Origin of the sequence: Phyllobacterium sp. 1468, assembly GCF_031455525.1 — a bacterium.
GTDB lineage: Bacteria > Pseudomonadota > Alphaproteobacteria > Rhizobiales > Rhizobiaceae > Phyllobacterium.
On record NZ_JAVDSX010000010.1, the window covers coordinates 28,489 to 51,670 of the forward strand.

At 58.0% G+C, this 23,182-nt stretch carries 23 protein-coding genes; 16 read left to right on the forward strand and 7 right to left on the reverse strand.

Annotated elements, in window-relative coordinates:
• Nucleotides 1-153: 153 nt before the first annotated feature.
• The 7 genes from J2X72_RS21440 to J2X72_RS21470 all read left to right on the forward strand — a co-directional run bounded on the left by J2X72_RS21440 (nt 154) and on the right by J2X72_RS21470 (nt 7,735).
• Nucleotides 154-1,134 carry an ABC transporter substrate-binding protein gene (locus J2X72_RS21440; RefSeq protein WP_210005595.1) on the forward strand — a complete coding sequence of 327 codons (981 nt, stop codon included), beginning with the start codon at nt 154-156 and terminating at the stop codon, nt 1,132-1,134.
• Between the two features lie 75 nt (nt 1,135-1,209).
• A complete protein-coding gene (locus J2X72_RS21445) occupies nt 1,210-2,772 on the forward strand; it encodes a sugar ABC transporter ATP-binding protein (protein ID WP_310075279.1) in 1,563 nt (520 codons plus the stop codon).
• Complete coding sequence (locus J2X72_RS21450; protein ID WP_210005594.1) at nt 2,769-3,764, forward strand: ABC transporter permease; 996 nt, start codon at nt 2,769-2,771, stop codon at nt 3,762-3,764. Before J2X72_RS21445 ends, J2X72_RS21450 begins: the two co-directional genes overlap by 4 nt.
• Entirely contained in the window at nt 3,761-4,738 is a 978-nt protein-coding gene (locus J2X72_RS21455) for an ABC transporter permease (protein WP_210005593.1), read from the forward strand. The genes J2X72_RS21450 and J2X72_RS21455 overlap by 4 nt, the downstream gene beginning before the upstream one ends.
• A complete protein-coding gene (locus J2X72_RS21460) occupies nt 4,738-5,754 on the forward strand; it encodes an aldose epimerase family protein (RefSeq protein ID WP_310075283.1) in 1,017 nt (338 codons plus the stop codon). The genes J2X72_RS21455 and J2X72_RS21460 overlap by 1 nt, the downstream gene beginning before the upstream one ends.
• A 73-nt stretch (nt 5,755-5,827) precedes the next feature.
• Nucleotides 5,828-7,144, forward strand: coding sequence for an NAD(P)H-dependent oxidoreductase (locus tag J2X72_RS21465; RefSeq protein ID WP_310075285.1), 1,317 nt, complete (start codon nt 5,828-5,830; stop codon nt 7,142-7,144).
• Between the two features lie 231 nt (nt 7,145-7,375).
• The gene (locus J2X72_RS21470; protein WP_210005321.1) at nt 7,376-7,735 is read left to right on the forward strand and encodes a hypothetical protein; all 360 of its coding nucleotides are present in this window, start codon (nt 7,376-7,378) and stop codon (nt 7,733-7,735) included.
• Between the two features lie 14 nt (nt 7,736-7,749).
• On the opposite strand, the gene kynA is transcribed toward J2X72_RS21470, so the two are convergent.
• On the reverse strand, nt 7,750-8,586 hold the full coding sequence (gene kynA, locus J2X72_RS21475) for a tryptophan 2,3-dioxygenase (protein WP_210005324.1): 837 nt from the start codon (nt 8,584-8,586) through the stop codon (nt 7,750-7,752).
• Complete coding sequence (gene kynU / locus J2X72_RS21480) at nt 8,586-9,833, reverse strand: kynureninase (protein ID WP_310075290.1); 1,248 nt, start codon at nt 9,831-9,833, stop codon at nt 8,586-8,588. Before kynU ends, kynA begins: the two co-directional genes overlap by 1 nt.
• Before the next feature lie 143 nt (nt 9,834-9,976).
• Between kynU and J2X72_RS21485 the strand changes: the two genes are divergently transcribed.
• From J2X72_RS21485 to J2X72_RS21500, 4 genes are all read left to right on the forward strand, one after another.
• Nucleotides 9,977-10,951, forward strand: coding sequence for an ABC transporter substrate-binding protein (locus J2X72_RS21485; RefSeq protein ID WP_210005327.1), 975 nt, complete (start codon nt 9,977-9,979; stop codon nt 10,949-10,951).
• Between the two features lie 104 nt (nt 10,952-11,055).
• Complete coding sequence (locus J2X72_RS21490; protein ID WP_210005517.1) at nt 11,056-11,838, forward strand: ABC transporter ATP-binding protein; 783 nt, start codon at nt 11,056-11,058, stop codon at nt 11,836-11,838.
• A gap of 4 nt (nt 11,839-11,842) precedes the next feature.
• Nucleotides 11,843-12,754: an ABC transporter permease gene (locus J2X72_RS21495; RefSeq protein ID WP_210005328.1), complete on the forward strand. Its 912-nt coding sequence runs from the start codon at nt 11,843-11,845 to the stop codon at nt 12,752-12,754.
• Between the two features lie 34 nt (nt 12,755-12,788).
• The gene (locus tag J2X72_RS21500) at nt 12,789-13,622 is read left to right on the forward strand and encodes an alpha/beta hydrolase (RefSeq protein WP_310075294.1); all 834 of its coding nucleotides are present in this window, start codon (nt 12,789-12,791) and stop codon (nt 13,620-13,622) included.
• A gap of 87 nt (nt 13,623-13,709) precedes the next feature.
• Here the strand turns inward: J2X72_RS21500 and J2X72_RS21505 are convergent, their stop codons facing one another.
• From J2X72_RS21505 to J2X72_RS21515, 3 genes are all read right to left on the reverse strand, one after another.
• Nucleotides 13,710-13,976, reverse strand: a complete 267-nt coding sequence (locus tag J2X72_RS21505; protein WP_112532543.1) for a helix-turn-helix domain-containing protein — start codon at nt 13,974-13,976, stop codon at nt 13,710-13,712.
• Between the two features lie 487 nt (nt 13,977-14,463).
• Entirely contained in the window at nt 14,464-15,105 is a 642-nt protein-coding gene (locus tag J2X72_RS21510; RefSeq protein ID WP_210005331.1) for a 3-oxoacid CoA-transferase subunit B, read from the reverse strand.
• Nucleotide 15,106: 1 nt separating this feature from the next.
• Entirely contained in the window at nt 15,107-15,829 is a 723-nt protein-coding gene (locus tag J2X72_RS21515; RefSeq protein WP_310075298.1) for a CoA transferase subunit A, read from the reverse strand.
• A 79-nt stretch (nt 15,830-15,908) separates the two neighbouring features.
• On the opposite strand from J2X72_RS21515, the gene J2X72_RS21520 reads away from it, so the two are divergent.
• Nucleotides 15,909-16,496 (forward strand): PAS and helix-turn-helix domain-containing protein, encoded by a 588-nt coding sequence (locus J2X72_RS21520; RefSeq protein WP_310075301.1) that lies wholly within the window; start codon nt 15,909-15,911, stop codon nt 16,494-16,496.
• 48 nt (nt 16,497-16,544) lie between these two features.
• Here the strand turns inward: J2X72_RS21520 and J2X72_RS21525 are convergent, their stop codons facing one another.
• Nucleotides 16,545-17,654: a Fic family protein gene (locus J2X72_RS21525; protein ID WP_310075304.1), complete on the reverse strand. Its 1,110-nt coding sequence runs from the start codon at nt 17,652-17,654 to the stop codon at nt 16,545-16,547.
• A 69-nt stretch (nt 17,655-17,723) separates the two neighbouring features.
• Nucleotides 17,724-18,938 (reverse strand): ROK family transcriptional regulator, encoded by a 1,215-nt coding sequence (locus J2X72_RS21530; RefSeq protein WP_210005348.1) that lies wholly within the window; start codon nt 18,936-18,938, stop codon nt 17,724-17,726.
• Between the two features lie 180 nt (nt 18,939-19,118).
• On the opposite strand from J2X72_RS21530, the gene J2X72_RS21535 reads away from it, so the two are divergent.
• The 4 genes from J2X72_RS21535 to J2X72_RS21550 all read left to right on the forward strand — a co-directional run bounded on the left by J2X72_RS21535 (nt 19,119) and on the right by J2X72_RS21550 (nt 23,179).
• Nucleotides 19,119-20,357, forward strand: a complete 1,239-nt coding sequence (locus tag J2X72_RS21535) for an extracellular solute-binding protein (RefSeq protein ID WP_310075512.1) — start codon at nt 19,119-19,121, stop codon at nt 20,355-20,357.
• Nucleotides 20,358-20,433: 76 nt separating this feature from the next.
• The gene (locus tag J2X72_RS21540; RefSeq protein WP_210005350.1) at nt 20,434-21,315 is read left to right on the forward strand and encodes a carbohydrate ABC transporter permease; all 882 of its coding nucleotides are present in this window, start codon (nt 20,434-20,436) and stop codon (nt 21,313-21,315) included.
• Nucleotides 21,316-22,161, forward strand: coding sequence for a carbohydrate ABC transporter permease (locus J2X72_RS21545; protein ID WP_310075309.1), 846 nt, complete (start codon nt 21,316-21,318; stop codon nt 22,159-22,161).
• Between the two features lie 13 nt (nt 22,162-22,174).
• Nucleotides 22,175-23,179, forward strand: a complete 1,005-nt coding sequence (locus J2X72_RS21550; RefSeq protein ID WP_310075312.1) for an SIS domain-containing protein — start codon at nt 22,175-22,177, stop codon at nt 23,177-23,179.
• The last annotated feature ends 3 nt before the right edge of the window (nt 23,180-23,182 follow it).

The following is a 23,182-nucleotide window of genomic DNA, read 5'->3' on the forward strand; positions in this document are numbered from 1 at the left end:
CCCGAAGACTGGCCAGAATCGATGAAGTTACGGGGAATATTACGAAGAGTTTGCCCCACTAATCAACATAAATAATTATTGACTAATTTTTATAAGTAGCGATGATCTTCGCAGTGGGATCGCCACAAGCTAATTTCTGGGAGGAAATTTTCAATGAGTATCACCCGTCGCACTCTGCTGTTTACTTCAGCTATTGGGCTAGCCGCTTCCTTGGTCGCTAGCGGCGCATTGGCTGATGCGCCGCCGCTGAAGAAGAAGGACACTTACAAAGTCGGCTTTGCGCAGACTGAAAGCAACAATCCATGGCGCCTGGCCCAGACTGCCAGCATGCAAGAAGAAGCCAAAAAGCGCGGCTGGCAATTGGTCTATACGGATGCCGCCAGCTCGGCCGCCAAGCAGGTCGCCGACGTCAACTCTATGATCGCCCAGGGCGTTGACCTGATTTTTCTCGCACCACGTGAGGAAAAGCCACTGATTCCTGCAATCAAGGCCGCCAAGAATGCCGGCATTCCGGTTATCCTGCTTGATCGCAACGTCGACGCTTCGCTGGCCAAGCCCGGCGAGGATTATGTAACCTTCATTGGTTCAAATTTCATCGAGGAAGGCCAGCGTGTTGCAGATTGGCTCGTCAAGAATGCCAATGGAAAGACCACGATCATCGAGCTTGAGGGCACGACCGGTTCTTCTCCGGCCAATGATCGCAAGAAGGGCTTTGACGACGTGATCGCCAAGCATTCGGACTTCAAGATTGTCGCCTCGCAGACCGGCGATTTCGCTCGCGACAAGGGCCGCCAGGTTGCCGAAACTCTGCTCCAGGCGCATCCCGATGCCAATGTTGTTTATGCCCACAATGACGAGATGGCCATCGGCGCAATTTCCGCAATCGAGGCTGCCGGCAAGGTACCGGGCAAGGACGTTCTCGTCCTGTCGATTGACGGCGGTAAAGAAGCCGTACAGGCAGTGGTCGATGGCAAGATCGCAGCCGTCGTCGAATGCAATCCACGTTTTGGACCGAAGGCGTTCGACACGGCCATTGCCTATGCTACGGGCGAGAAGATTCCGGATAAGATCATCAATCCCGATCAGTTCTACGATGCCAGCAATGCCAAGGAACTGCTGAGCACCGCCTATTGATTTTGTGGCTCTGCCAGCGCTCTTATAGGGCGCTGGCTTTTTGGGGCATCTGTATTGCTATGCCGGAGCCTTCCGATGCGTTCAGAATTGGCCTTTGAAATGAGCACCGATAGCCTTTTATCGATGACAGGAATCGACAAGCGCTTTGCCGGGATCCCTGCCCTGTCGGGCGCTTCTTTCGCTGTTGGACGCGGCGAAATTCATGCGCTGATTGGCCAGAACGGTGCGGGCAAATCGACGCTTATCAAGGTACTGACCGGCTATTACAAGCGCGACGCCGGTGACGTCGTGTTCGATGGCAAGCCATTCGAAGTCTCCTCGCCGCAACAGGCGCAGGCAAGCGGCATCAGCACCATCTACCAGGAAATCAACCTCGTACCCTATCGATCCATCACCGAGAATATATGCCTTGGCCGCGAGGCTCGCCGCTACGGCCTGCTTGATTGGAAGCGCATGCACCAGGAGGCTGAAGCGCTGCTGCAGCGCTTCAATGTGCGCGCCGATGTGCGCCGTCCTTTAATGGAATTCAATACCGCTACGCAGCAGATGGTGGCGATTGCGCGTGCCATCGGTTTTTCGGCAAAGCTCGTCATCATGGACGAACCCACCTCCTCGCTCGACGAGCGTGAAGTCGCTGTATTGTTCAATGTCATCCGGCAGTTGAAGCAGGAGGGTGTTTCGGTTGTTTTCGTCAGCCACAAGTTGGATGAGCTCTATGAGGTTTGCGACCGCGTCACCATTATGCGCGATGGCCGGACCGTAAAGACTGCGGCCATGAACGAGATCGACAAGATCGGCCTCGTCTCCGCAATGCTTGGGCGGGCCATCGAACGCGCCGAGGGCCATGCCACAGCGTTCAGCGATCGCGACGAAAAGAAAATCGGCAAGGTACTGCTGTCGGCCGAGAATCTTGCAATCAACCAGATCGTTCAGGACGTATCCTTCAATGTGCGCAGCGGAGAGATCGCCGGGTTTGCCGGACTTCTTGGCGCGGGGCGTACGGAAACGGCTCGACTGGTCTTTGGCATAGATCGTCCGCGCGCGGGCACAATGATATTCAACGGGCAGACGTTCGATCCGCAAAAGCCTTCCGATGCCATCGCTGCTGGTATGGGCTTCTGTACCGAAGATCGCAAAAGCGAGGGCATCGTCCCCGACATGAGTGTTGCCGAAAACATGATGCTGGCGCTGATGCCGAAGCTCAGCAAATCCGGTGTCATCGACGAGAAGGCGCAGCGCGATATCGTCGAGCGTTTCATCAGGCAACTCGGTATCAAATGCTCCGGGCCGGACCAGAAGGTGCGTGAGCTTTCCGGTGGCAACCAGCAGAAGGTTCTCCTCGGCCGCTGGCTGGCCATGAACCCGCGCCTGCTCATTCTCGACGAGCCGACGCGCGGCATCGATGTTGGAGCCAAGGGCGAGATTCAGGCGCTGATCAAGACTCTGGCTGATCAGGGGCTTGCGGTCCTGATGATCTCCTCGGAACTTGAAGAGGTGATTGAGGGCGCCGATCGTGTGTTCGTCCTGCGCGAAGGCATCAGCGTTGCTGAATTCGATCGCGATGAGGCAACCGAAGACGCCGTCATGTCGGCGATGGCTCACGGCAGCGCGCCGACCGTCGCGGAGGTTGCACCATGACCGACACGGCGCGGCAACAGCCTATATCTCGACCATTTGACGCGTTCGATTTCATGGCGCGTTACGGCACCCTGATAGCATTGGTTCTGCTGATCCTGTTCAATTTTGCTTTCACCCGCAACTTCGCCACGATGCAGACGCTCAATGTCAATCTTACGCAGGTTTGCACTATCGTCATCGTTGCCGTCGGCATGACGCTCGTCATCGCGACCGGCGGCATCGATCTTTCCGTCGGATCGCTCATGGCGATTTCCGGCGCGCTTGCACCGATGATCTTCCTCGGCAAGATTGTTCCCATCGACAATGTTGCTCTTGCCGTCGCGGCGGCCATGATCATCGCCGTGGGTGTTGCAGGCCTGTTTGGCCTCTTCAATGGCTGGCTCATCGCCAGGTTTCGCATTCAGCCGATCGTGGCGACGCTGGTTCTGTTCATTGCCGGCCGCGGCATTGCCCAGGTACTGACCAACGGCAATCTCCAGACATTCCGTGTTCCGCAATTCCAGTGGATCGGTCTCGGCCGCCTCTTCGGCATTCCAGTCCAGGTCGTGCTCATGGTGCTCCTGGTGATCGCTGCCGCATGGATGCTGAAGCGCACGGTTTTCGGCCGTCAGATCATCGCCATTGGCGGCAACGAGCGTGCGGCAGAGCTTTCCGGTATCGCTGTCTCCCGGGTGAAGCTCGTCGTTTATGCGATCAGCGGCCTTTGTGCCGGGATCGCGGGTCTCGTGGTGATCGCCATCAACTCCTCCAGCGACGCCAATCTGGTCGGTATGGGCATGGAACTCGATGCGATCGCGGCGGTTGCTGTCGGCGGCACGCTTTTGAGCGGCGGCAAAGCGACCATTATCGGCACGCTGCTCGGCGCGATGACGATCCAGCTCGTGCGGTACACACTCCTCGCCAATGGTGTGCCGGATGCTGCCGCCCTTGTCGTCAAGGCGGGCATCATCGTGCTCGCCGTCTGGATACAGCAACAGGGCCGGCGCGCATGACGAGACCTCGTTTGATTTCTTTGCTTGGCAGCTATGGTGTCGTCCTGGCGCTGTTGTTACTCGTCCTCTTTGGCTGGGCCCGCTATGATTATTTCCTCGGCTTTTTCAACATCACCAGCGTCCTGCGCTACAATTCGATGTTCGCGCTCGTGGCTCTCGGCATGTGCTTCGTCATCATGACCGGCGGTATTGATCTGTCCGTCGGCTCGACCGCTGCGCTTGGCAGCGTCGTCGCGGCACTTGCCAGTCCGCAAGGCGCCTGGATCGGCCTTGGAGCGGGGGTCGTCGCCGGGCTTTGTGTCGGCCTGATCAATGCAATTCTCGTCACGCGGTTGAAGATCATGCCGTTCGTCGCGACCCTCGCGATGATGCTGGCGGCAAGCGGTACCGCGCTTCTCCTCGCCGATAACCAGTCCGTGTCGGTATCCTATGAAAGCGGATTCACGTCGATCGGCCAGGACAATTTCCTCGGATTTCCCATTCCCGCCTGGATTGCGATCATCGCCTATGTGGTAGGCTGGGTCGTTTTGAATTTCACTAGTACCGGCCGCGGCGTGCTCGCCGTCGGCGGCAACGAAGATGCAACGCGGCTGATGGGCCTTCCCGCTGACCGCATCAAGTTTCTCGTCTATCTTGCGAGTGGTGGCCTTGCCGGGCTCGCCGGCGTAATCCTCGCGTCTCAATTCGGCGCAGGGCAGCCGATCGAGGGTGTCGGCTGGGAACTCTTCGCGATTGCCGCTGTGGTCGTTGGCGGAACACTGCTGACCGGCGGTGTCGGTTCAGTCGGGGCCACGCTTGCGGGTGTGCTGTTGCTTGGCATTCTCTTCAACGTACTGAACTTCGAAAATGGCAAGGGCTGGATCTCGCTCTCGGCCTACTGGCAATCGGTCATACGCGGGCTGTTCCTGCTCGTGGTCGTGATCTTGCAGGCAAAACTTTCCTCGCGCGGCAGCGTGGCTGTCAGGGATTATTGATGCGTGACACTATGCAACCGGAGCTATTCGGCATGTTTCAAGGCGAACCGGTATTCCAGGTGACGATCCGCTCACCCGCCGGGGCAGTTGCCAGAGTTTTGAGCTGGGGTGCCGTCATCAGGGATCTGCAAATTCCCTTGAGCGATGGGATCCTCCAGCGCGTCGTTCTGGGTTTCGATGGTTTTGACGACTACCCGGCCCTTTCACCCTATTTCGGTGCACTTGTCGGTCGTTACGCCAATCGTATAGCCGCTGGTCGTTTCCCGCTCGATGGAAAGACTGTTCGGCTCGACCTTAATGAAGACGGCGTTCAGACCCTGCACGGAGGCAGCGGCGGGGTTTCTCAGCGGCTGTGGACCGTTGCCGGCTGGAGCCAGTCTTCTGTCACCCTTTCAATCAATCTGCCCGATGGCGATCAGGGTTTCCCCGGCAATATGGATGTGCACTGCACCTACAGCCTCGATGACCTCACGCTTTGCGTTGAAGTCGAAGCGGTCACTGACGCGCCAACGGTCGCCAATTTTGCCCAGCACTCCTATTTCAATCTCGATGGGTCCAGTGATATTCGCGACCATCGCCTGCGGATACTCGCCGATGCCTATACGCCGGTTGACGGAAGCCTTATTCCCACCGGCGAAATCACCGGAATTGATGAAACGGCCTATGATTTTCGCCTGCCCCGTCGGATCGGCACGAGTGGCTCAACGCTCTACGATCATAATTTCGTTCTGAGTGAGCCAATCAGCGATGGCATGCGGTTTGCAGCCTCGCTCCTGGCCGGTAATGGCCTTGCCATGCAGGTGCACACGAGCGAGCCAGGCCTGCAATTCTATGACGGCGCAAAAATACCTGCCGTTACCGGGATGGGGGGCATGGATTATGGTCCACATGCCGGCCTCTGCCTGGAAGCGCAGCATTTCCCGGACAGTCCAAACCGGCCGCAGTTTCCGGGCACGATCCTTCGCCCCGGCGAGACGTATCGTCAGCGTACGGAGTTCCGCTTCCATAACGTCTAGAGCCTTTCGAAAGGCTCTAACTTGCCAACCACAATTTCCCGCCCTATGCCGGTCTGCAGCAAAGGAGGCATTGATGGCTACGAATGTTGCATTGACGGGATTGGCGCGGGACATGCAGGCGCGGGCGGATACGGGCCGTCCGATCCGCATCGGCCTGATCGGTTCGGGCGAGATGGGCACCGACATCGTCACGCGTGTGGCGCATATGCCCGGCATCGAGATCGGGGCGATCTCCGAACTCAATCTGCCCAATGCGATCAAGGCTGTCGACATCGCCTATCAGGAAGAAGGCCATTCGCACCAAGTGTCGAATGCGTCGGCGCTGACCACGGCGATGGAGGCGGGCAAGATCGCCGTCACGGACGATGCCGATCTGATCCTTGCCAACGAACTGATCGACGTGGTCATCGATGCGACCGGGGTGCCGGCGGTCGGCGCCGAGATCGGCCTGAAGGCGATGGAGCACGGCAAGCACCTGGTCATGATGAATGTCGAGGCGGACGTGACCATCGGCGCCTATCTGAAGAGCGAGGCCGACCGGCTCGGCGTCACCTATTCGCTCGGCGCCGGCGATGAGCCGTCCTCCTGCATGGAGCTGATTGAATTCGTCTCGGCCATGGGCCATCCGATCGTGGCTGCCGGCAAGGGCAAGAACAACCCGCTCAACATCGATGCGATCCCCGACGATTACGCGGAAGAAGCCAGACGCCGCCACATGAATGTGCGCATGCTGGTCGAATTCGTCGATGGCTCGAAGACCATGGTGGAGATGGCGGCGATCGCCAATGCCACCGGGCTCGTGCCGGACAAGCCGGGCATGCATGGTCCGGCGGCAACGCTCGACCAGTTATCCAAGGTGCTCGTGCCGGAAAAGGATGGCGGCGTGCTCTCGAAGGTTGGCGTCGTCGACTATTCGATCGGCAAGGGCGTGGCGCCCGGCGTCTTCGTCGTTGCCGACATGTCGCATCCGCGCATCTCGGAGCGCATGGAAGACCTGAAGATGGGCAAGGGTCCGTACTTTACCTTCCATAGGCCCTATCATCTGACCTCGCTCGAGGTGCCGCTGACCTGCGCGCGCGTGGTGCTTTACGGCAAGGCGGACATGGTGCCGCTGGCCAAACCGGTTGCCGAGGTCTGCGCCGTGGCCAAGAAGGATCTGAAGCCCGGCGACAAGCTCGATGCGATTGGCGAATATTGCTACCGCGCCTGGATCATGACGGCGGGCGAAGCGCGTGCTGCCGGCGCCATCCCCTGCGGCCTGTTGCAGGGCGGCAGCGTCACGCAAGCCATCAGGAAGGGTGAACTCATCACCAGCGCCAACGCCGCCCCCGCGCAAGGCTCGAAGATCGTCGAACTCAGAGCCCGCCAGGACAAACTAGTCTATGGGTGAGAATCACACTCTATAAGTTACTCGGCCGTCCGGCTCCAATTTCGGACGGCCTTTTGTTTCGCCTTCGTAACGAGGTGTCTATTTTGCTGTAAAAACAAGCCTTTAACTGCGTCTCACTTCTTTTCAAAACCGCAAATTTATCTGTGCAAAACTTCCTTCTCCTTGAAAAAGACGGGTTCGCCAACAATATTAACAAATGGTTAACGCTTGAGTCTTTGCTAGGAGCATGTAGTGCCGGCATATCAGGTCAAATTCGCTTATCTGACAAAGTATAAACAGACACGTCATCTGTTTCATCAGCTGGTCATCGCGGACGATGAGTCAAGTGCGTTGGCGCGCGGTCGCCAGATGATGAACAAGCGCTCTCCCAATGCGCGTATCGTGCATGAATCATGTGTGCTGCGCCCGGACAGTTCCGAGGTGGAAAGCGCAACGGCGCAAGGTTGGACCCTCAATGACAATTGGTGGTCCCGTCCCATCAAACCCGATGATGATCTTGTTGCAATCGCCAAGCATGGTTTCGCGCATAGCAACCACATCCACGCCAAATCCGCCATGGACTGTGTTGCTATCGATAAACGGGCTGCCTAGAGCCTTGAAAGGCTCTAAAGGTTAGTTCTCACGCTCCATAGTTCCGGGAACAGCACCACTTCCAGCATCTTGCGCAGGTAGTTGACGCCGGATGTTCCGCCGGTGCCGGTCTTGAATCCGATGATGCGCTCGACGGTCGTCACGTGGTTGAAGCGCCAACGGCGGAAATAATCTTCGAAGTCCACCAGTTTTTCTGCCAGTTCATAGAGCGGCCAGTGGCGTTCCGGGTTGCGATAGATCACCAGCCACGCGTCGCGCACACTGTTGTTCGGCTGATAGGGCAGCGAGCAGTCGCGCTCCAGCACCGGCTGGTCGATGAGGAAGCCCTTGCGCGCCAAAAGCCGGATAGACTGGTCATAAATGCTCGGCGCATGCAGAAATTTCTCAAGCCAGGCATGAATATCCGGCTTGTGCTCGTGCGGGCGCATCATTGCGGCATTCTTGTTGCCAGCGAGGAACTCGATCGCCCGGTACTGGAATGACTGGAACCCCGAAGACATGCCGAGCGCTTCGCGGAAGGTCGTATATTCGCTCGGCGTCATTGTTCTCAAGACGTCCCAGGCCGAATTCAACTGGTCGAGAATGCGCGACACCCGCGCCAGCATCTTGAAGGAGGGGGCGAGATCGTCTCTGGCGATGTGCTCGCAAACCGAAGTCAGCTCGTGAATAACGAGCCGCATCCAGATTTCGGAGGCCTGATGCTGCACGATGAACAACATCTCGTCATGGGCGGCGGAGAGCGGTGTCTGGGCCGTCAGTATCTTGTCGAGCCTCAGATAATCGCCATAGGACATGCGCCCTTCGAAGCCCATCTGCGCGCCGTCAGTTTCCGGATCATAGGGTGTCCGCATCACGTGACGGCTCCCCTCACCTGATATTCAGGTTGATCCCATACGCGCGTCGCGAGAATCTCCTTGAGAATCGCCGCGGCCTGCGCCACTTCCGCGAAGCTCAGGTAAAGCGGCGTCATGCCGAAGCGAATGATATCCGGCGCACGGAAATCGCCGATGACGCCGCGCGCAATCAACGCCTGCATGACGGCATAGCCATTGTCGCAGGAATAGGACACCTGACTGCCGCGCAGGTCGGAGTCTCGCGGCGTCACCAGTGTCAGTCCAAATTCCTCGGCAAACTCGCCGACTTCCTGAATGAAGAAATCGCAAAGCCCGACGGATTTCGCTCGTACGGCCTCCATGTCGACGTCGTCCCACAGCGACATGGCCTCGTCCATGGCTACCATCGCCAGCACTGGCGGTGTCCCGCACAGATATTGTTCGATGCCGCTCGAGGGAGCATAGACGGAATCGAAATCAAATGGCGCGCGATGGCCGAACCAGCCGGAAAGCGGCTGACGGAATCCGCCGTGATGTCGTGGATTGACATAAAGAAATGCCGGGGCGCCGGGCCCGCCATTGAGATATTTATAGCCGCAACCAATAGCGAAATCGGCCTGTGCACCTGTCAGGTCAACCGGCATGGCGCCGGCCGTATGCGCGAGATCCCAGATGACGAGGATACCCTTGTCATGCGCCGCCTTGGTCAACGCCGCCATGTCGTGACGATAGCCGTTGCGGTAGTTGACGTGGGTCAGCATCAGCACAGCCACGTCCTCATCGAGCATGTCCGGGATATCTTTGGCGGTATCGGCAAGAATTAGCCGGTGACCCTTGCCGATCTGCTTGGCCACACCTTGCGCGATATAAAGATCGGTCGGAAAATTATCGCGCTCGGAAACGATCTTGTGGCGTTCCTGATTGAGTTCGAGGGCGGCCGATAATACCTTGAACAGATTGATCGAGGTGCTGTCCGCCGCGACGACTGTTCGCTCCTCTGCGCCGATCAGCCTTGCGATTTTCTCGCCTACGCGCTGCGGCAGGTGCACCCAGTCAGCGGTATTCCAGCTTCGGATCAGCTGCTCACCCCATTCCTCGGCAATTGTTTTCGCCACCCGCTGCCTGACGGACTTGGGTAGGGCGCCGAGCGAATTGCCGTCGAGGTAGCACACACCCTCCGGCAGTTCGAATCTGTCGCGGTATGCGCGCAGTGGATCGGCCAGGTCAGCCTGTGCTGCATCGATCTTGATTGCGGTACTGTCCATTTCTTCTTTCTTGACAATGAATGTAGTGGCGTCAACTCACGGCTTTGCACAAGTCGCTTAACGGCTACAATTTACTTTGGTATGAACTTGTCAATATAACCAGACCCTGCTCGATAGTGGGGCATAAAAGGGAGAATAACAGAATGATCGGCGCAAACTATGCAGTGCGGACAGCGCTGGCTGCAGCACTTGGCTTGGGGCTTGGGCTTGGGGCCGCCTCGGCCGAAACCAAAATCGGCATCGCACAATTCGGCAAGCACCCGCAGCTGGACGAAACGGTCACCGCATTCAAGGCAGAACTGACCAAGCTTGGTGTAACGGATGCCGTCTATGACGAGTTGCAGGTGAATTTCGATGCGACGCTTATCCCGCAAATGGTCACCAAGCTCGTTTCCAGCAGTCCGAAGCTTATCCTGGCGATCACCACGCCGGTTGCCCAGGGCGCACGGCAGATCGTCGGGAATTCCGGCACGCCTGTGGTTTTTGCCGCTGTCACCGATCCGGTTGCGGCCAAGCTCACACCTTCGTGGGAAGCGGGCGATACCGGTATGACCGGCGCTTCCGATCTGCAGGACGTCAGCTCGGTGGTCAAGTTCATCAAGAAGCTGCTACCGGACGCCAAGCGCCTCGCCTATCTCTACAATCCCGGCGAAGACAATGACGTTGCCGTGCTGAAGTTGATCACGGAAGCTGCCAAAGCCGAAGGCCTGGAACTGGTTGAAGTCGGTCTCGACAATACCAATGATATTCCGATCCGCGTCAGCTCGCTCGCCGGCAAGGCCGATGTGATCTATGTTCCCGGCTCCAATCTCGTCCAGCCTGCGGTTCCTGCCGTGGCTGCCGCCGCACTCAACATCAATATCCCTATCGTCAATGCCTCGGCGCAAGCGGTCCGTGACGGCCTCGTCGCGGCGGCTTTCGAAGTCTCCTACACGAAGGTCGGCCAGAATGCGGCCAAGCTCGCATCGGAGATTATCGCCGGCAAGTCACCGGCAAGCCTTGCACCGATCAAACCGACCTATGAGGACCACACGGCGCTGATCAACGAGGCTGTCCTGGCAAAAACGGGTAAGAAAGTTCCCGATAGCCTCAAAGATTGTGAATGCTTCGTGAAATAAGCCTTCTTTTTTAGCCTGCAAACATATAGTTCCTGCGCAGCCAGCGCGGGAACGACTAAACGCAGGCTGTGCACCGGTTTGAGGGCTTACATATGACAACCGACATGCTGTCCGTGAAGGGCGGCACCAAGATTTTCTATCGCGGCACCCTTGACGAGCGGCGGGCGCTCGATGGCCTCGATGTCGCGCTGAAGCCCGGAGACTTTTGCATTGTCATCGGCAGCAATGGCGCTGGCAAGTCGAGTTTTCTCAATGCGGTCTCCGGCAAGCTGCCGCTCGATTCCGGCCGGATCACGATTGACGGACGGGATGTCACCCGGCTGAACGCCCATCGCCGTGCCCAGTTCATTGCCCGCGTGTTTCAGGATCCGATGATCGGCACCGCGCCGACCATGACCATCGGCGAAAACATGCTTCTGGCAGAATTGCGCGGCAAGCCTCGCGGCTTTTCCTATGGGCTCACCGCCGCCCGCCGGGCCAAATACAGCGAGCAATTGGCCGAACTCAATCTCGGGCTGGATAAACGTCTCGACATGCAAGTCGGCCTACTCTCCGGTGGCCAACGCCAATCCCTGTCTCTGGTCATGGCGGTGTCGACACGGCCGAAACTCCTGCTTCTGGACGAGCACACGGCGGCGCTCGATCCGCGGACGGCAAAGCTGGTGATGGATACGACCGTGCGGGCTGTGGAAGCTTTGCAACTGACGACACTTATGGTCACGCACAACATGGAGCATGCGATCAAGTACGGTAACAGGATCATCATGATGGACGCGGGCAAGGTTCTCGTGGAGATCGGTCAGGAAGAGAAGAACGGTATTACCGTTGCGGATCTCATCGAGCGGTTCCACACCAAATCTGACGCTATCGCGTTGCAGGGAGGTTGAGGCCATGGATGTATTCAACAGTTTCTACGGCCTGATCCCGGTCACCATCGCCCAAAGCCTCATCGTCTCCTTCGTGGTGCTCGGTGTCATGCTGCCTTTCCGCATCCTGAACTTTCCCGATCTGACCTCGGAAGGCGCCTTTCCGCTTGGCGGGTGCGTCTGCGGCACGCTGATTACGGCCGGCGTCAATCCATTTCTCGCCTGCTTCATTGCGCTGCTTTGCGGTTTCGCTGCCGGCTGCACCACCGCGTTCATCCATCTGCGTTTCAAGATCAACACGCTGCTCGCCGGCATCCTGGTCATGACAATGCTCTACAGCATCAATCTGCGCATCATGGGCCGCACCAATATTCCGCTGTTCACCTATGATACGGTCTTCACCCTCCTTGCCGGTTCCTCCGCCAATTTCCCGTGGACCAAGATCCTGATTGTCGGCTTGCTCGTTGCGCTGGTCCTCGGCGCCATGCTGTATTTCTTCATGTCCGAAAAGGGTACGGCGATGCGTGCAGTCGGGGCCAGCCCCGATATGGCCGAGGCACAGGGCATCGACGTCGGCACGGCAACAATTATCGGCGTCGGGGTTGCAAGCGCCCTTTCCGCGACAGGCGGCAGCATCATGGTACAGACGCAAGGTTTCGCAGACGTCAACATGGGCTTCGGCATACTCATCAACGGCCTTGCCGCGCTGATCATCGGCGAGGCCATCACAGGCCGCCAGACCATCCTGCGGCAGGTTTTGGCCCCTGTTGTCGGCTCGCTGGTGTACTACCAGCTGATCTCCTTCTGTCTGACGCTTGGTCTTGCCCCTGCGGATCTGAAATTTGCCACCGGCGCATTCGTCCTCCTGATGTTGGCTTTGCCGAATCTGCGCAGGTCCGGCGGCGGTATACAGATCAGGGAAAAAATTCGAGAGTAGACATAACCTGCTCGGAGAGCCAACCGGGGGAGACATGGGTACGACTGCAGCTATCGACTGGGACGACGCTTATTCGAACTTCGCGTATATTCCAGACGGCTTCGAATATCCGGCCAGATGGCTGGTGGAGGCCGCGCAATTTCGAGAGGAAATGCACGAAAGAGGCCTGCTCAAAGCTGACCTCGCCTATGGCCCGCATTCGCGCAACCGGTTCGATCTGTTCATGCCATCGGGCGACCTCAAGGGCCTCGTCGTCTTCGTGCACGGCGGGTACTGGATGGAAGATTTCGACAAGTCCGCGTGGTCGCATCTGGCAAAAGGCGCCCTGCCCCATGGTTTCGCCGTAGCTATTCCATCCTATGCGCTGTGTCCGGAGGTTCGCGTCAGCGATATCACCGTACAGGTGGGGCTCGCTATCACCCGCGCGGCCAGCGAAGTCGCGGGCCCCATCCACCTGGCGGGACATTCGGCAGGCGGACACCTCGTTGCCCGCATGGTGACGGTTACGTCACCGCTGAACCAGGCGATCCGGCACCGCATCCGCAAGACGGTGCCTATTTCAGCGATAGCCGATATGCGTCCGCTGATGAAGACCGAGATGAACGACACGCTGCATCTCGATGCGGTGGAAGCACGGCTGGAGAGCCCTGCCCTGCTCGAGCCGCAGGAAGGCATCGACGTGACCGCGTGGGTTGGCGCAGCGGAACGGCACGAATTTCTGCGGCAGACTGCCTTGCTCGCCAATATCTGGTCGGGGTTTGACTGCCGGGTGGATGCTGTCGAAGAAACTGGAAAGCACCACGCCAATGTCATTGAAGGATTGACCGGGCCGGATCATCCGCTGACACGCAAATTGTTATGTCTGTAGCTCGTCGCCCGGAATCAAAAAGCTGGCAGAGTTGGGATATCACTCTGACAGCTTTTTGGGTGCCGATTTATTAGGGGTAGTAGAATTTCAGGCGCTGAGGCGCTTGGAATCTTCCAGAATCATTGCGTTGCTCGGGAGACCAAGCGCATGCGCGATGCGTTCCAGTTTGTGCGGATCCGTGTTCTGGCCGCTTTCGATCGTTTCGATTTCTAGGGACGTCAGACCGCACGCAACGGCTAAATCCTCGATGGAATATCCGAATTGTTCGCGAAATGCTCTGACAATATTTGTACCATTGGCAAGCGCCGTGGAAATCGTTTCTGGCAATGAATAGTCGCCGGCGGTTTTGTTCATCGCTTTGCTCCTAACGTGAAAGGTTTAGTTAACAAATCGGAAGGCAGAACTTATACGTCCATCGTCGCGGATCAACCCCTTTATGTCACTTCACATAAAACGTGATCAGCAAACGGAGCAGGAGCCTGCCTTATTGTGGCACCAGATTTCCGTAAGATGTCAAAGATGCCGACCGTAAACTCGACCAATTACTGAAGAATATCAGTGGATTGTTACGCTACTGTGTCACTCGTAACTGGCTATATATAGGAGCGACGCGAGGAAAAATGAACCCTCTTTATCGAAAATATTCCACAGCCCTGTTTCTTTTGCTTGTAACATTCGCTCCGGTCCTCTCCGGCTGCGCCCGCGTCTATTATGGCAGCTTCCGCTATGACGCTACGTGTGTTGATCCCCGCTATCCGGGCGAGGGCCCGGTTTGCGTGGTCACGAAAACGAGGTAGACGCTGGCGAATACCGAGGTCCGCCAGCTCTGTTCATTCTCCAATCAGACCGCGACGTCGAACACAGCCTGGGTCTTCGCCTTGATTTCCTCGACCGTTACGCCGGGCGCAATCTCGACGAGCGTCATCTTGGGCTCGCCGCGCCGCTCCACCGTGAAAACGCCGAGGTCTGTGATCACCAGATCGGTGACGCGCTGTCCGGTCAACGGCAAAGTGCACTGCTCCAGGAGCTTTGCTTCGCCCTTGGCCTCGTGTTCCATGACGACGACGACTTTCTTGACGCCGGCGACAAGGTCCATCGCCCCGCCCATTCCCTTCACCATCTTCCCGGGGACCATCCAATTTGCGAGATCTCCATTGCGCGCGACCTGCATTGCGCCCAGGATTGAAAGATCGATATGACCGCCGCGGATCATGCCAAAACTGTCGGCACCGTTGAAATAGCTGGTCGTTGGCAGCTCCGTGATGGTCTGCTTGCCCGCATTGATCAAGTCGGCGTCTTCTTCGCCCTCATAGGGGAAAGGCCCCATGCCGAGCATGCCGTTTTCGCTCTGCAGCTGAACGCTCATTCCCGTCGGGATATAATTGGCAACGAGCGTCGGTATGCCGATGCCGAGATTGACGTAAAAACCGTCTTCAAGTTCTTGTGCGGCCCGCTCGGCCATCTGCTCGCGTGTCCAGGCCATTTCAGTTCACCTCACTTGCTGCGACAAGCCGCGGACGGGTCGTCCGTTGTTCGATATGTTTGGCGGGATTGGGCACATGCACGATCCGCTTGACGAAAATACCGGGTGTATGCACCTGGTCGCCATCGATTTTGCCCGCGTCGACCAGATGTTCGACTTCGGCCACGGTGAACCTCGATGCGGTCGCCATGATCGGATTGAAATTCCGCGCCGTCTTGCGGTAGACGAGGTTTCCTTCCGTATCGCCCTTGAAGGCATGGACGATGGAAAGGTCAGCAAACAGGCCGCGCTCCATCACGTAGGACTCGCCGTCGAATTCACGTACGTCCTTGCCCTCGGCGATGATGGTCCCTACGCCTGTTTTGGTGAAGAAGGCCGGGATACCCGCCCCCCCGGCGCGAATGCGTTCGGCGAGTGTTCCCTGCGGGTTGAATTCCAGTTCGAGTTCACCTGACAGGTACTGCTGGGCAAACAGTTTGTTTTCTCCGACATAGGACGAGATCATCTTGCGGATCTGCTTGGTCTCGAGCAGCACGCCAAGGCCGATGCCATCGACGCCTGCATTGTTGGAGATGACGGTCAAATCCTTGACGCCGGAATCGCGTATCGCGTAGATGAGCGCCTCGGGTATACCGCAGAGGCCGAACCCGCCGGCCATGATGGTCATGCCGTCGAACAGCACGCCGTCCAGCGCATCGCTGACGTTTGATTGAACTTTTTTCAAGAAAAATCTCCCATTTCTCTATCCTCTGCGTGAACCGTATGGCTTGTGCCGGCACTGCAGATAGTCGTATTAATACTGCATGGCAGCACCCCAGTTACCCAGTTCCGACATCCTGAATTCTGAAAGCGCAAAACACTTCCGGCTGACTGACTTGCCGGTGCCGATGGTCTATGCCACGCACCGTATCATACGTGATTGCAATTTCGAATTCGCTGAGACTTTTGGCTATGAACGTCACGAACTGATCGATCAGAGTTTCTCGAGGCTTTATCCGAAAATCAGGGATTTCGTCCGCACCGGAGAAATGTGGCGCACGAACTTTGCCGGAGGCAAGGTATATCACGACGAGCGCGTCATGCGGCGGCGTGACGGTTCGAGCTTCTGGTGCCGGGTGCGCGGGCGCAGCCGCAATCTGGCGGATCCCTTCGCCGAAGCGCTCTATTGCTTCGAGCCCATGAATAGAGCGATTGCCGGCAATGCCAGCCTGATTTCCGATCGGCAGAAACAGGTTCTGACACTGGTATCGCAAGGCAAGACCAATGCGCAGATCGCGCAGGAGATCGGCCTGTCGAAGCGGACCATCGAGGCACACCGCGCCCGTATCATGCGCAGCTATGGTCTACGCAACAGCGCCGAGCTGATCGCCTGGTTTTCGTCGCTGCGCTAGAGGGTTCCGAAAGATAGCCTCATAGCATTTCCAGCAGATTTGATGAGTTCAGGTCCTAGCGAGATCAAGACGATAGCGTGCGTGTCTGCGCTCGCCGGTTCTGGTCAAGCCTCCTTTGACAACCAGATCTGCCAGGTCCCTCGTTGCCGTTGCGCGTGAGGTTCCGGTGATGCTGATGTAGTTTTCGGCACTGAGACCGCCTTTGAAACCGTCGATCCCGGCGCGAAACATGCGCGCAATGACTTTTTCCTGACGCGGGTTGAGTTGCCCGCGCACCCGATCGTAAAACCTGGCTTTGACAATGTAAAATTCTACCCGCTTCAGTGTCGTGCGCTGTGCTTCCAGCACAGTCTCGGCAAAATAGACAAGCCACGCGGTAATCTCGTTGGTTTTGTTGCTGCGTTCGAGCATGTCGTAATAGGCCTTGCGTGCACGCTGAATGGTATAGGCCAGAGCGATGAGACTGGGCTGGCCGAGGTTCTGGGCGAGAGATTTTTCAGAGATTGCCCGGCCGATACGACCGTTGCCGTCTTCAAAAGGATGAATGCTTACGAAGTACAGATGCGCCAGCCCGGCCCGGGTCAGCGCAGGCAGAACCGTCTTCCCCTCAGGCGCCGTCCCATTGAACCAGCTTGCAAAGGTGTTCATCTCTTGCGGAATGCGTAACGATGGCGGTGCCTCGAAATGGATTGTCGGCTTGTCGGCGCGGCCTGATACGACCCGCATCGGCTCTTCATGCGTGCGATAACCTCCAATCTGGATGGCATTGCTCTCGCCAGTCATCAACATCTTGTGCCAGTTGAACAATGTATCATGTTGGATCGGGTCGGCGAATGTCCGGTACAGGTCGACCATCATCTCCGAGATGCCGCGCTCTGCAGCGGGAACATGTTGATTGCCGGCCGCCAAACCGAATTGTTGCCGAAGTGACGTTTGCAAGCTGTCGCGGTTGAGGAATTCTCCCTCGATCTCCGAGGTCTTCAACGCTTCGTCGCTGATCAGCTCGATCCGCAATGTGTCCCGGTCATCGGTATTGACATGGCGAAAAGCACCGAAAAACTCACCGGAATGCAGCAGAAACTGGCGCTCCAGTGATTCAAGCGCAGTTGCGTCATAGGTGAAATTGGGCCAATCAGCTTGCTGCCAGTTCCAGATCATGAGGGATACATTGCCTTTCTATAACTCACTTTGAATTACATTGTGAGCTATAGCAAGCCTTTCTATGCCTCATACCGTTTTGAGTATCGCCGAGAATCTTGGATCGAAAGTCCGCGCAATGGGCTCGGCGGCGGCGCCGAGTGCGGCGGACCATGGATCGGCAAGCCCTGCCTGCAATCGCGCTTCCGGGTAGCGGCGGGAGCGCTCGGCGATCGAGGGCAGCAACGGCTCGATCTTCTCGACAAGGCGATCGATAAGCGCTCTTGGCGCACCACCACAGAGAATGATCGTCTGCGGATCGAAGATTGATTCGAGAATTTGCACGGTCCGGCGCAAGCGCTCGGCGACACTGTCCATCCACTGATCGAGCTTTGGGCCGCCGCGAAGGATGGCATCGGTGATCATGGCGAAAAGCTCCGGCTCCGATGGATCGAAATCGAGCAATTTGCAAAGTGCCGCCATGGAGGCGTAATGCTCCAGGGGCTCGACGTCGAGACCGTCACCGGGCACCAGCGCAAGAATCATACCGATCTCTCCGGCGTTCGCATGTGCGCCGCCGTAGAGTTCCCCGTTGAGGATCAAGCCCGCCCCCAGACCATAGCCGAAGTAGATACAGATTGCGTGGTCGAGCCCATGTGCCGCGCCAAGCAATCGTTCGGCAGTTGCTGCGGCTGCAGCGTCGTTCTGCAACGCGACTTCGAGCCCCGTTCCTTCGGCAATCCTGTCCATGAGCGGGAAGTTTTGCCACGCAGTCATCATCCAGGGGTCGTCGTAGAGCGTGTTGATGCCAAATGGTCCCGGCATGGCAACGCCAAGACCGACGAGCCGCTTTTCAGCCTCCGGCGCCTGTGCCGTCAGCGCGTGGCGCGCCTTCCCGATCAGGTCGAGAATGACTACAACGCCTTGCGCCGGCCCGCCGGGAGGCAGCTTGGCTTCCATCTGGACCAGAACATCGCCGACGAGGTTGACGATGACGGTGCGCGTTACGTGGCGGTCGATCTGCAGGCCGATAGCAAAAGCGCCTTCCGGCACGAGCTGATAGGGCGTGGCAGGCTGGCCCCTCCCCTTGCGCACGCTTGCCTGTGATCGCACCAGACCGTCGCGTGCCAGCTCTTCGATGATATTGGAAACTGCCTGCGGCGTTAATCCCGTAGCGCGGGCAAGGTCGGCCCGCGACAGCGCACCATTGACGCGCAACGCATCGATCATGATGCGGCGGTTATGCGCACTGGCGCCGCCCAGATTGGTTCCGCTCTTTGCCCGTATCGATCGTATGCCGTCCATTCGTCATCCCTCTTGACACCAGAAGAATATTCATCAACTAATAAGTCAAGCGAATTGATTTAATAAAAAATCGATCAGGGGAATGTGAGCACTGGCTTGGCGAAACGTCACGTAAGGCTCTCGACTGCAACGACCAGGCGTCTGTCCATGACGGCCAGCGCTGCCAAACAGGAGGTAATGATGTTGAAATCCGTGACGAGCGCGCTTCTGGGCGCCACACTTCTGGGAGCGGCGTTGTCTTCGCCTGCCCATGCAGAAACCAAAATCAACGCACTGTTCATGGCGCAAGCCGCCTATAGCGAGGCCGATGTCCGCGCCATGACGGAAGCCTTCACCAAGGCAAATCCAGACGTGACGGTCAATCTTGAATTCGTTCCCTATGAAGGCTTGCACGACAAGACCGTCCTCGCCCAAGGATCGGGCGGCGGCTATGACGTCGTGCTCTTCGATGTGATCTGGCCTGCCGAATATGCAACCAACAAGGTCCTTGTGGATGTAACTGACAAGATTACGCCGGAAATGAAGTCGGGCGTGCTTCCGGGTGCCTGGACCACCGTTGAATATGAGGGCAAACGCTATGGCATGCCCTGGATTCTCGACACGAAATATCTGTTCTACAACAAGGAAATCCTGGAAAAGGCCGGCATCAAGACGCCGCCAAAGACCTGGGCCGAACTCGCCGAACAAGCCATGATCATCAAGGACAAAGGCTTGCTGGCAACGCCCATCGCGTGGAGCTGGTCTCAGGCTGAAGCCGCGATCTGCGATTACACCACGCTGGTCAGCGCCTACGGCGGCAGTTTCCTCAAGGACGGCAAGCCAGTTTTCCAGACGGGCGGAGGTCTCGACGCGCTCAACTACATGGTCGACAGCTATAAATCCGGAGTTACCAATCCAAACTCCAAGGAGTTCCTCGAAGAGGACGTGCGTCGCGTTTTCCAGAATGGCGAAGCGGCCTTCGCTCTTAACTGGACCTACATGTACAACATGGCCAATGACCCGAAGGACAGCAAGGTTGCCGGCAAGGTCGGTGTCGTGCCTGCACCCGGTGTTGAAGGCAAGAGCACCGTATCTGCAGTCAACGGATCAATGGGCCTCGGCATCACCTCGACCAGCAAGCATCCCGACGAGGCATGGAAATACATTACATTCATGACGTCTCAGGCAACGCAGAACCAGTACGCCAAGCTTAGCCTGCCGATCTGGGCCTCTTCCTATGATGATCCAGCCGTCTCCAAGAATCAGGAGGAATTGATCGCGGCGGCCAAAGTCAGTCTTGCTGCGATGTATCCGCGTCCGACGACACAGAAATATCAGGAACTTTCGACAGGACTACAGCAGGCAATTCAGGAAGCTCTTCTGGGACAAGCCGCGCCGGAAGATGCATTGAAGACTGCTGTAGAGAACAGCGGTCTCTGATAGAACGATGAAGGCGGCGGGTCGTCCTTCCGCCTTCATTTTTCCCAATGATTGATTTTGTGGCAGGCTTCATTTCATGACGAGCACCTGGATCACCACCCGCGCATGGCTCCTGATGCTGCCGCTTCTCATCGTCATGGTTGCGATTATCGGTTGGCCGCTCGTTGATACGGTGCGGCTATCCTTCACCGACGCCAAGCTCGTCGGTACCGAGGGCAGTTTCGTTGGCATCGATAACTATGTGAAGATCCTTTCCGGTTCGAATTTTCAGCGCACGCTGATCACTACCTTCTGGTTTGCCGTCCTCTCCGTAGCGGCAGAGATGGTTATTGGCGTCCTTGCAGCTTTGCTCCTCAACCAGCAATTTTACGGCCGTTCCATCCTGCGCGCGCTGATGATCCTGCCCTGGGCGCTGCCGACCGTGGTCAATGCCACGCTATGGCGGCTGATCTATAATCCCGAATATGGCGCGCTCAACGCGATGCTGATGCAGTTCGGCCTTATCGACGCCTATCGGTCCTGGCTGGGCGAGCCTGGCACTGCCCTCGCCTCGCTTATCGTGGCCGATTGCTGGAAGAATTTTCCACTGGTGGCGCTGATTGCGCTGGCCGCCCTGCAGGCGGTGCCGCGCGATATCACCGCCGCGTCCATGGTCGATGGAGCCGGTGCCTGGTCGCGTTTTCGCTTCGTCATCATGCCTTACCTCGCCGGGCCCTTGATGGTGGCGCTTGTCTTGCGAACCATTGAAGCGTTCAAGGTCTTCGACATCATCTGGGTCATGACGCGCGGCGGTCCGGCCAACAGCACACGCACATTGTCCATCCTCGTCTACCAGGAGGCGTTTTCTTTCCAGCGAGCGGGTTCCGGGGCGTCCCTTGCTTTGATCGTGACACTCCTCGTGACCGTGCTAGCCGTCGCCTATGCCGCCCTGATCCGCAAAAGCGCGGGAGTGTCGTAAATGGAGCGCCGCAGCCTCACCGCAACCATCCTGGTGCATTTGGCAGCCCTGGTTCTTCTCGTTGTGATCCTGACGCCTGTCGTGTGGTTGTTCGTCATGAGCATTTCCTCGACGCCGGATCTTATCGCCAAGCCTCTGCACTGGTGGCCCGATACCGTCGATCTGTCCCGCTACGGTGTCTTGCTTTCTTCAGTCGCGAACAGCGCCGGCGAGGCCTTCGTCGCATCGCTGTTCAACAGCATCAAGGTGGCCGGTATGGCGACTGTGGCGGCGCTTATCGTAGCTGTCCCCTCCGCTTGGGCCGTATCGCGCACGCCATCGGTCGGCTGGTCGCTCTATGCAGTTATTTCCACCTACATGCTGCCTCCGGTAGCCTTGGCCGTGCCGCTCTACATGACACTCTCCTGGGCAGGCCTCCTCAACAATGTCTTCGGTCTGGCACTGGTTTACCTTACAATCCTCGCGCCGTTCACCACATGGCTGATGAAATCGGGCTTCGATTCGATCCCGCACGAGATTGAGAGCGCTGCAACCATGGACGGTGCCCGGCTCGATCAGATCCTGCGGCTCATCACCTTGCCGCTTGCAGCACCCGTCATGGCGACGGCTGCACTGTTCGCGTTCCTGCTTGCCTGGGACGAATTCTTCTATGCCCTGTTGTTCACTTCGGACCAGCGGGCCAAAACCTTGACCGTTGCGATCGCTGATCTCGCTGGCGGACGCGTCTCGGATTATGGATTGATTGCCACAGCGGGTGTTCTTGCCGCCCTCCCCCCGCTGCTCGCTGGTCTCTTCATGCAGCGTGCCCTGATCGCGGGCCTGACAAGCGGCGGCGTCAAAGGATGAGCATGTCTTCGCAATGAACAAACCTATCGGTCTTATCGCCATCGAGAAAGAAATGGCGCGGCAGAATGCCGATGCGATTTCCTCCTTCGAGGCGGCTGCTCCACTTGCTGTGACCATCGCCCGATCCCTGCGTAAGACCGGGCGTCTGCTGCTGCTCGGCATGGGCGGTTCGCATGCGGTTGGCCGCGCGGTCGAGCCGCTGTATCGCAGCCTTGGCATCGATGCCGTGGCACTGCCGCTGTCGGAACAACTCGGCCAGCCGGTTCCATTAGTCGGCAAAACAATTCTTGTGACCTCCCAGTCGGGTGAAAGCGCAGAAATCCTGCGCTGGTTTGCCGAAGCCGGCGTGCCGGCTGATACTTTCGGCCTGACGCTCGAAGGCGGGTCCACCCTTGCCCGCACCGTGCCGTCGCTTGTCGGTTCCGGCGGCACCGAGAATGCCTTTGCGGCAACGCGCAGTCTGACTGTCAGTTTTGCCCTGCATCTGGCAGTTCTCAGTGCGCTTGGCGAGGATCCGGCCGAAGCGCTCGCCATCTTGAATACCGACAGCAAGCCGAATGTTGACGCTGCCGTAGCCGCATTGTCGGACGTATCGGCTGTCGTAACCTCCGGCCGCCGCATGCAGGGTGTCGCGGAGGGGATTGCGCTCGGCCTCACGGAACTCTCGCGCATCCCGTGCTTCTCGCTCGAAGGCGGGCAACTGCGTCACGGTCCCATGGAAATGCTCGGACCGAAGGTCGGTGTCGTCCTCTTCCGTGCCAAGGATGCAACGTCCGAATTGGTCGCCCGCATGGCGGCTTCCGCTCTGGAAGCTGGGTCACCGGTTGTGGTGATCGATGCATCCGGAGAGGCTCCGCTCAAAGGTACCGCTACGATCGATGTCGGTGTTGCCAGCGGCATAGCGGCCGTTTTCGCGCTCCTGCCTGCGGCCCAGCATTTCATGCTTGGTTTTGCCGGCGCGCGCGTTGCCGATCTCGGCACGCCTATACGCTCGACCAAGATCACGCGGGACGAGTGAGAG

Bases quoted from the DNA above. Each gene is read 5' to 3' on its own strand.
- J2X72_RS21440 (WP_210005595.1), top strand. From the start codon at position 154: ATGAGTATCACCCGTCGCACTCTGCTGTTTACTTCAGCTATTGGGCTA.
- J2X72_RS21445 (WP_310075279.1), top strand. From the start codon at position 1,210: ATGCGTTCAGAATTGGCCTTTGAAATGAGCACCGATAGCCTTTTATCG.
- J2X72_RS21450 (WP_210005594.1), top strand. From the start codon at position 2,769: ATGACCGACACGGCGCGGCAACAGCCTATATCTCGACCATTTGACGCG.
- J2X72_RS21455 (WP_210005593.1), top strand. From the start codon at position 3,761: ATGACGAGACCTCGTTTGATTTCTTTGCTTGGCAGCTATGGTGTCGTC.
- J2X72_RS21460 (WP_310075283.1), top strand. From the start codon at position 4,738: ATGCGTGACACTATGCAACCGGAGCTATTCGGCATGTTTCAAGGCGAA.
- J2X72_RS21465 (WP_310075285.1), top strand. From the start codon at position 5,828: ATGGCTACGAATGTTGCATTGACGGGATTGGCGCGGGACATGCAGGCG.
- kynA (WP_210005324.1), bottom strand. From the start codon at position 8,586: ATGCGGACACCCTATGATCCGGAAACTGACGGCGCGCAGATGGGCTTC.
- kynU (WP_310075290.1), bottom strand. From the start codon at position 9,833: ATGGACAGTACCGCAATCAAGATCGATGCAGCACAGGCTGACCTGGCC.
- J2X72_RS21485 (WP_210005327.1), top strand. From the start codon at position 9,977: ATGATCGGCGCAAACTATGCAGTGCGGACAGCGCTGGCTGCAGCACTT.
- J2X72_RS21490 (WP_210005517.1), top strand. From the start codon at position 11,056: ATGCTGTCCGTGAAGGGCGGCACCAAGATTTTCTATCGCGGCACCCTT.
- J2X72_RS21495 (WP_210005328.1), top strand. From the start codon at position 11,843: ATGGATGTATTCAACAGTTTCTACGGCCTGATCCCGGTCACCATCGCC.
- J2X72_RS21500 (WP_310075294.1), top strand. From the start codon at position 12,789: ATGGGTACGACTGCAGCTATCGACTGGGACGACGCTTATTCGAACTTC.
- J2X72_RS21505 (WP_112532543.1), bottom strand. From the start codon at position 13,976: ATGAACAAAACCGCCGGCGACTATTCATTGCCAGAAACGATTTCCACG.
- J2X72_RS21510 (WP_210005331.1), bottom strand. From the start codon at position 15,105: ATGGCCTGGACACGCGAGCAGATGGCCGAGCGGGCCGCACAAGAACTT.
- J2X72_RS21520 (WP_310075301.1), top strand. From the start codon at position 15,909: ATGGCAGCACCCCAGTTACCCAGTTCCGACATCCTGAATTCTGAAAGC.
- J2X72_RS21525 (WP_310075304.1), bottom strand. From the start codon at position 17,654: ATGATCTGGAACTGGCAGCAAGCTGATTGGCCCAATTTCACCTATGAC.
- J2X72_RS21530 (WP_210005348.1), bottom strand. From the start codon at position 18,938: ATGGACGGCATACGATCGATACGGGCAAAGAGCGGAACCAATCTGGGC.
- J2X72_RS21535 (WP_310075512.1), top strand. From the start codon at position 19,119: ATGTTGAAATCCGTGACGAGCGCGCTTCTGGGCGCCACACTTCTGGGA.
- J2X72_RS21540 (WP_210005350.1), top strand. From the start codon at position 20,434: ATGACGAGCACCTGGATCACCACCCGCGCATGGCTCCTGATGCTGCCG.
- J2X72_RS21545 (WP_310075309.1), top strand. From the start codon at position 21,316: ATGGAGCGCCGCAGCCTCACCGCAACCATCCTGGTGCATTTGGCAGCC.
- J2X72_RS21550 (WP_310075312.1), top strand. From the start codon at position 22,175: ATGAACAAACCTATCGGTCTTATCGCCATCGAGAAAGAAATGGCGCGG.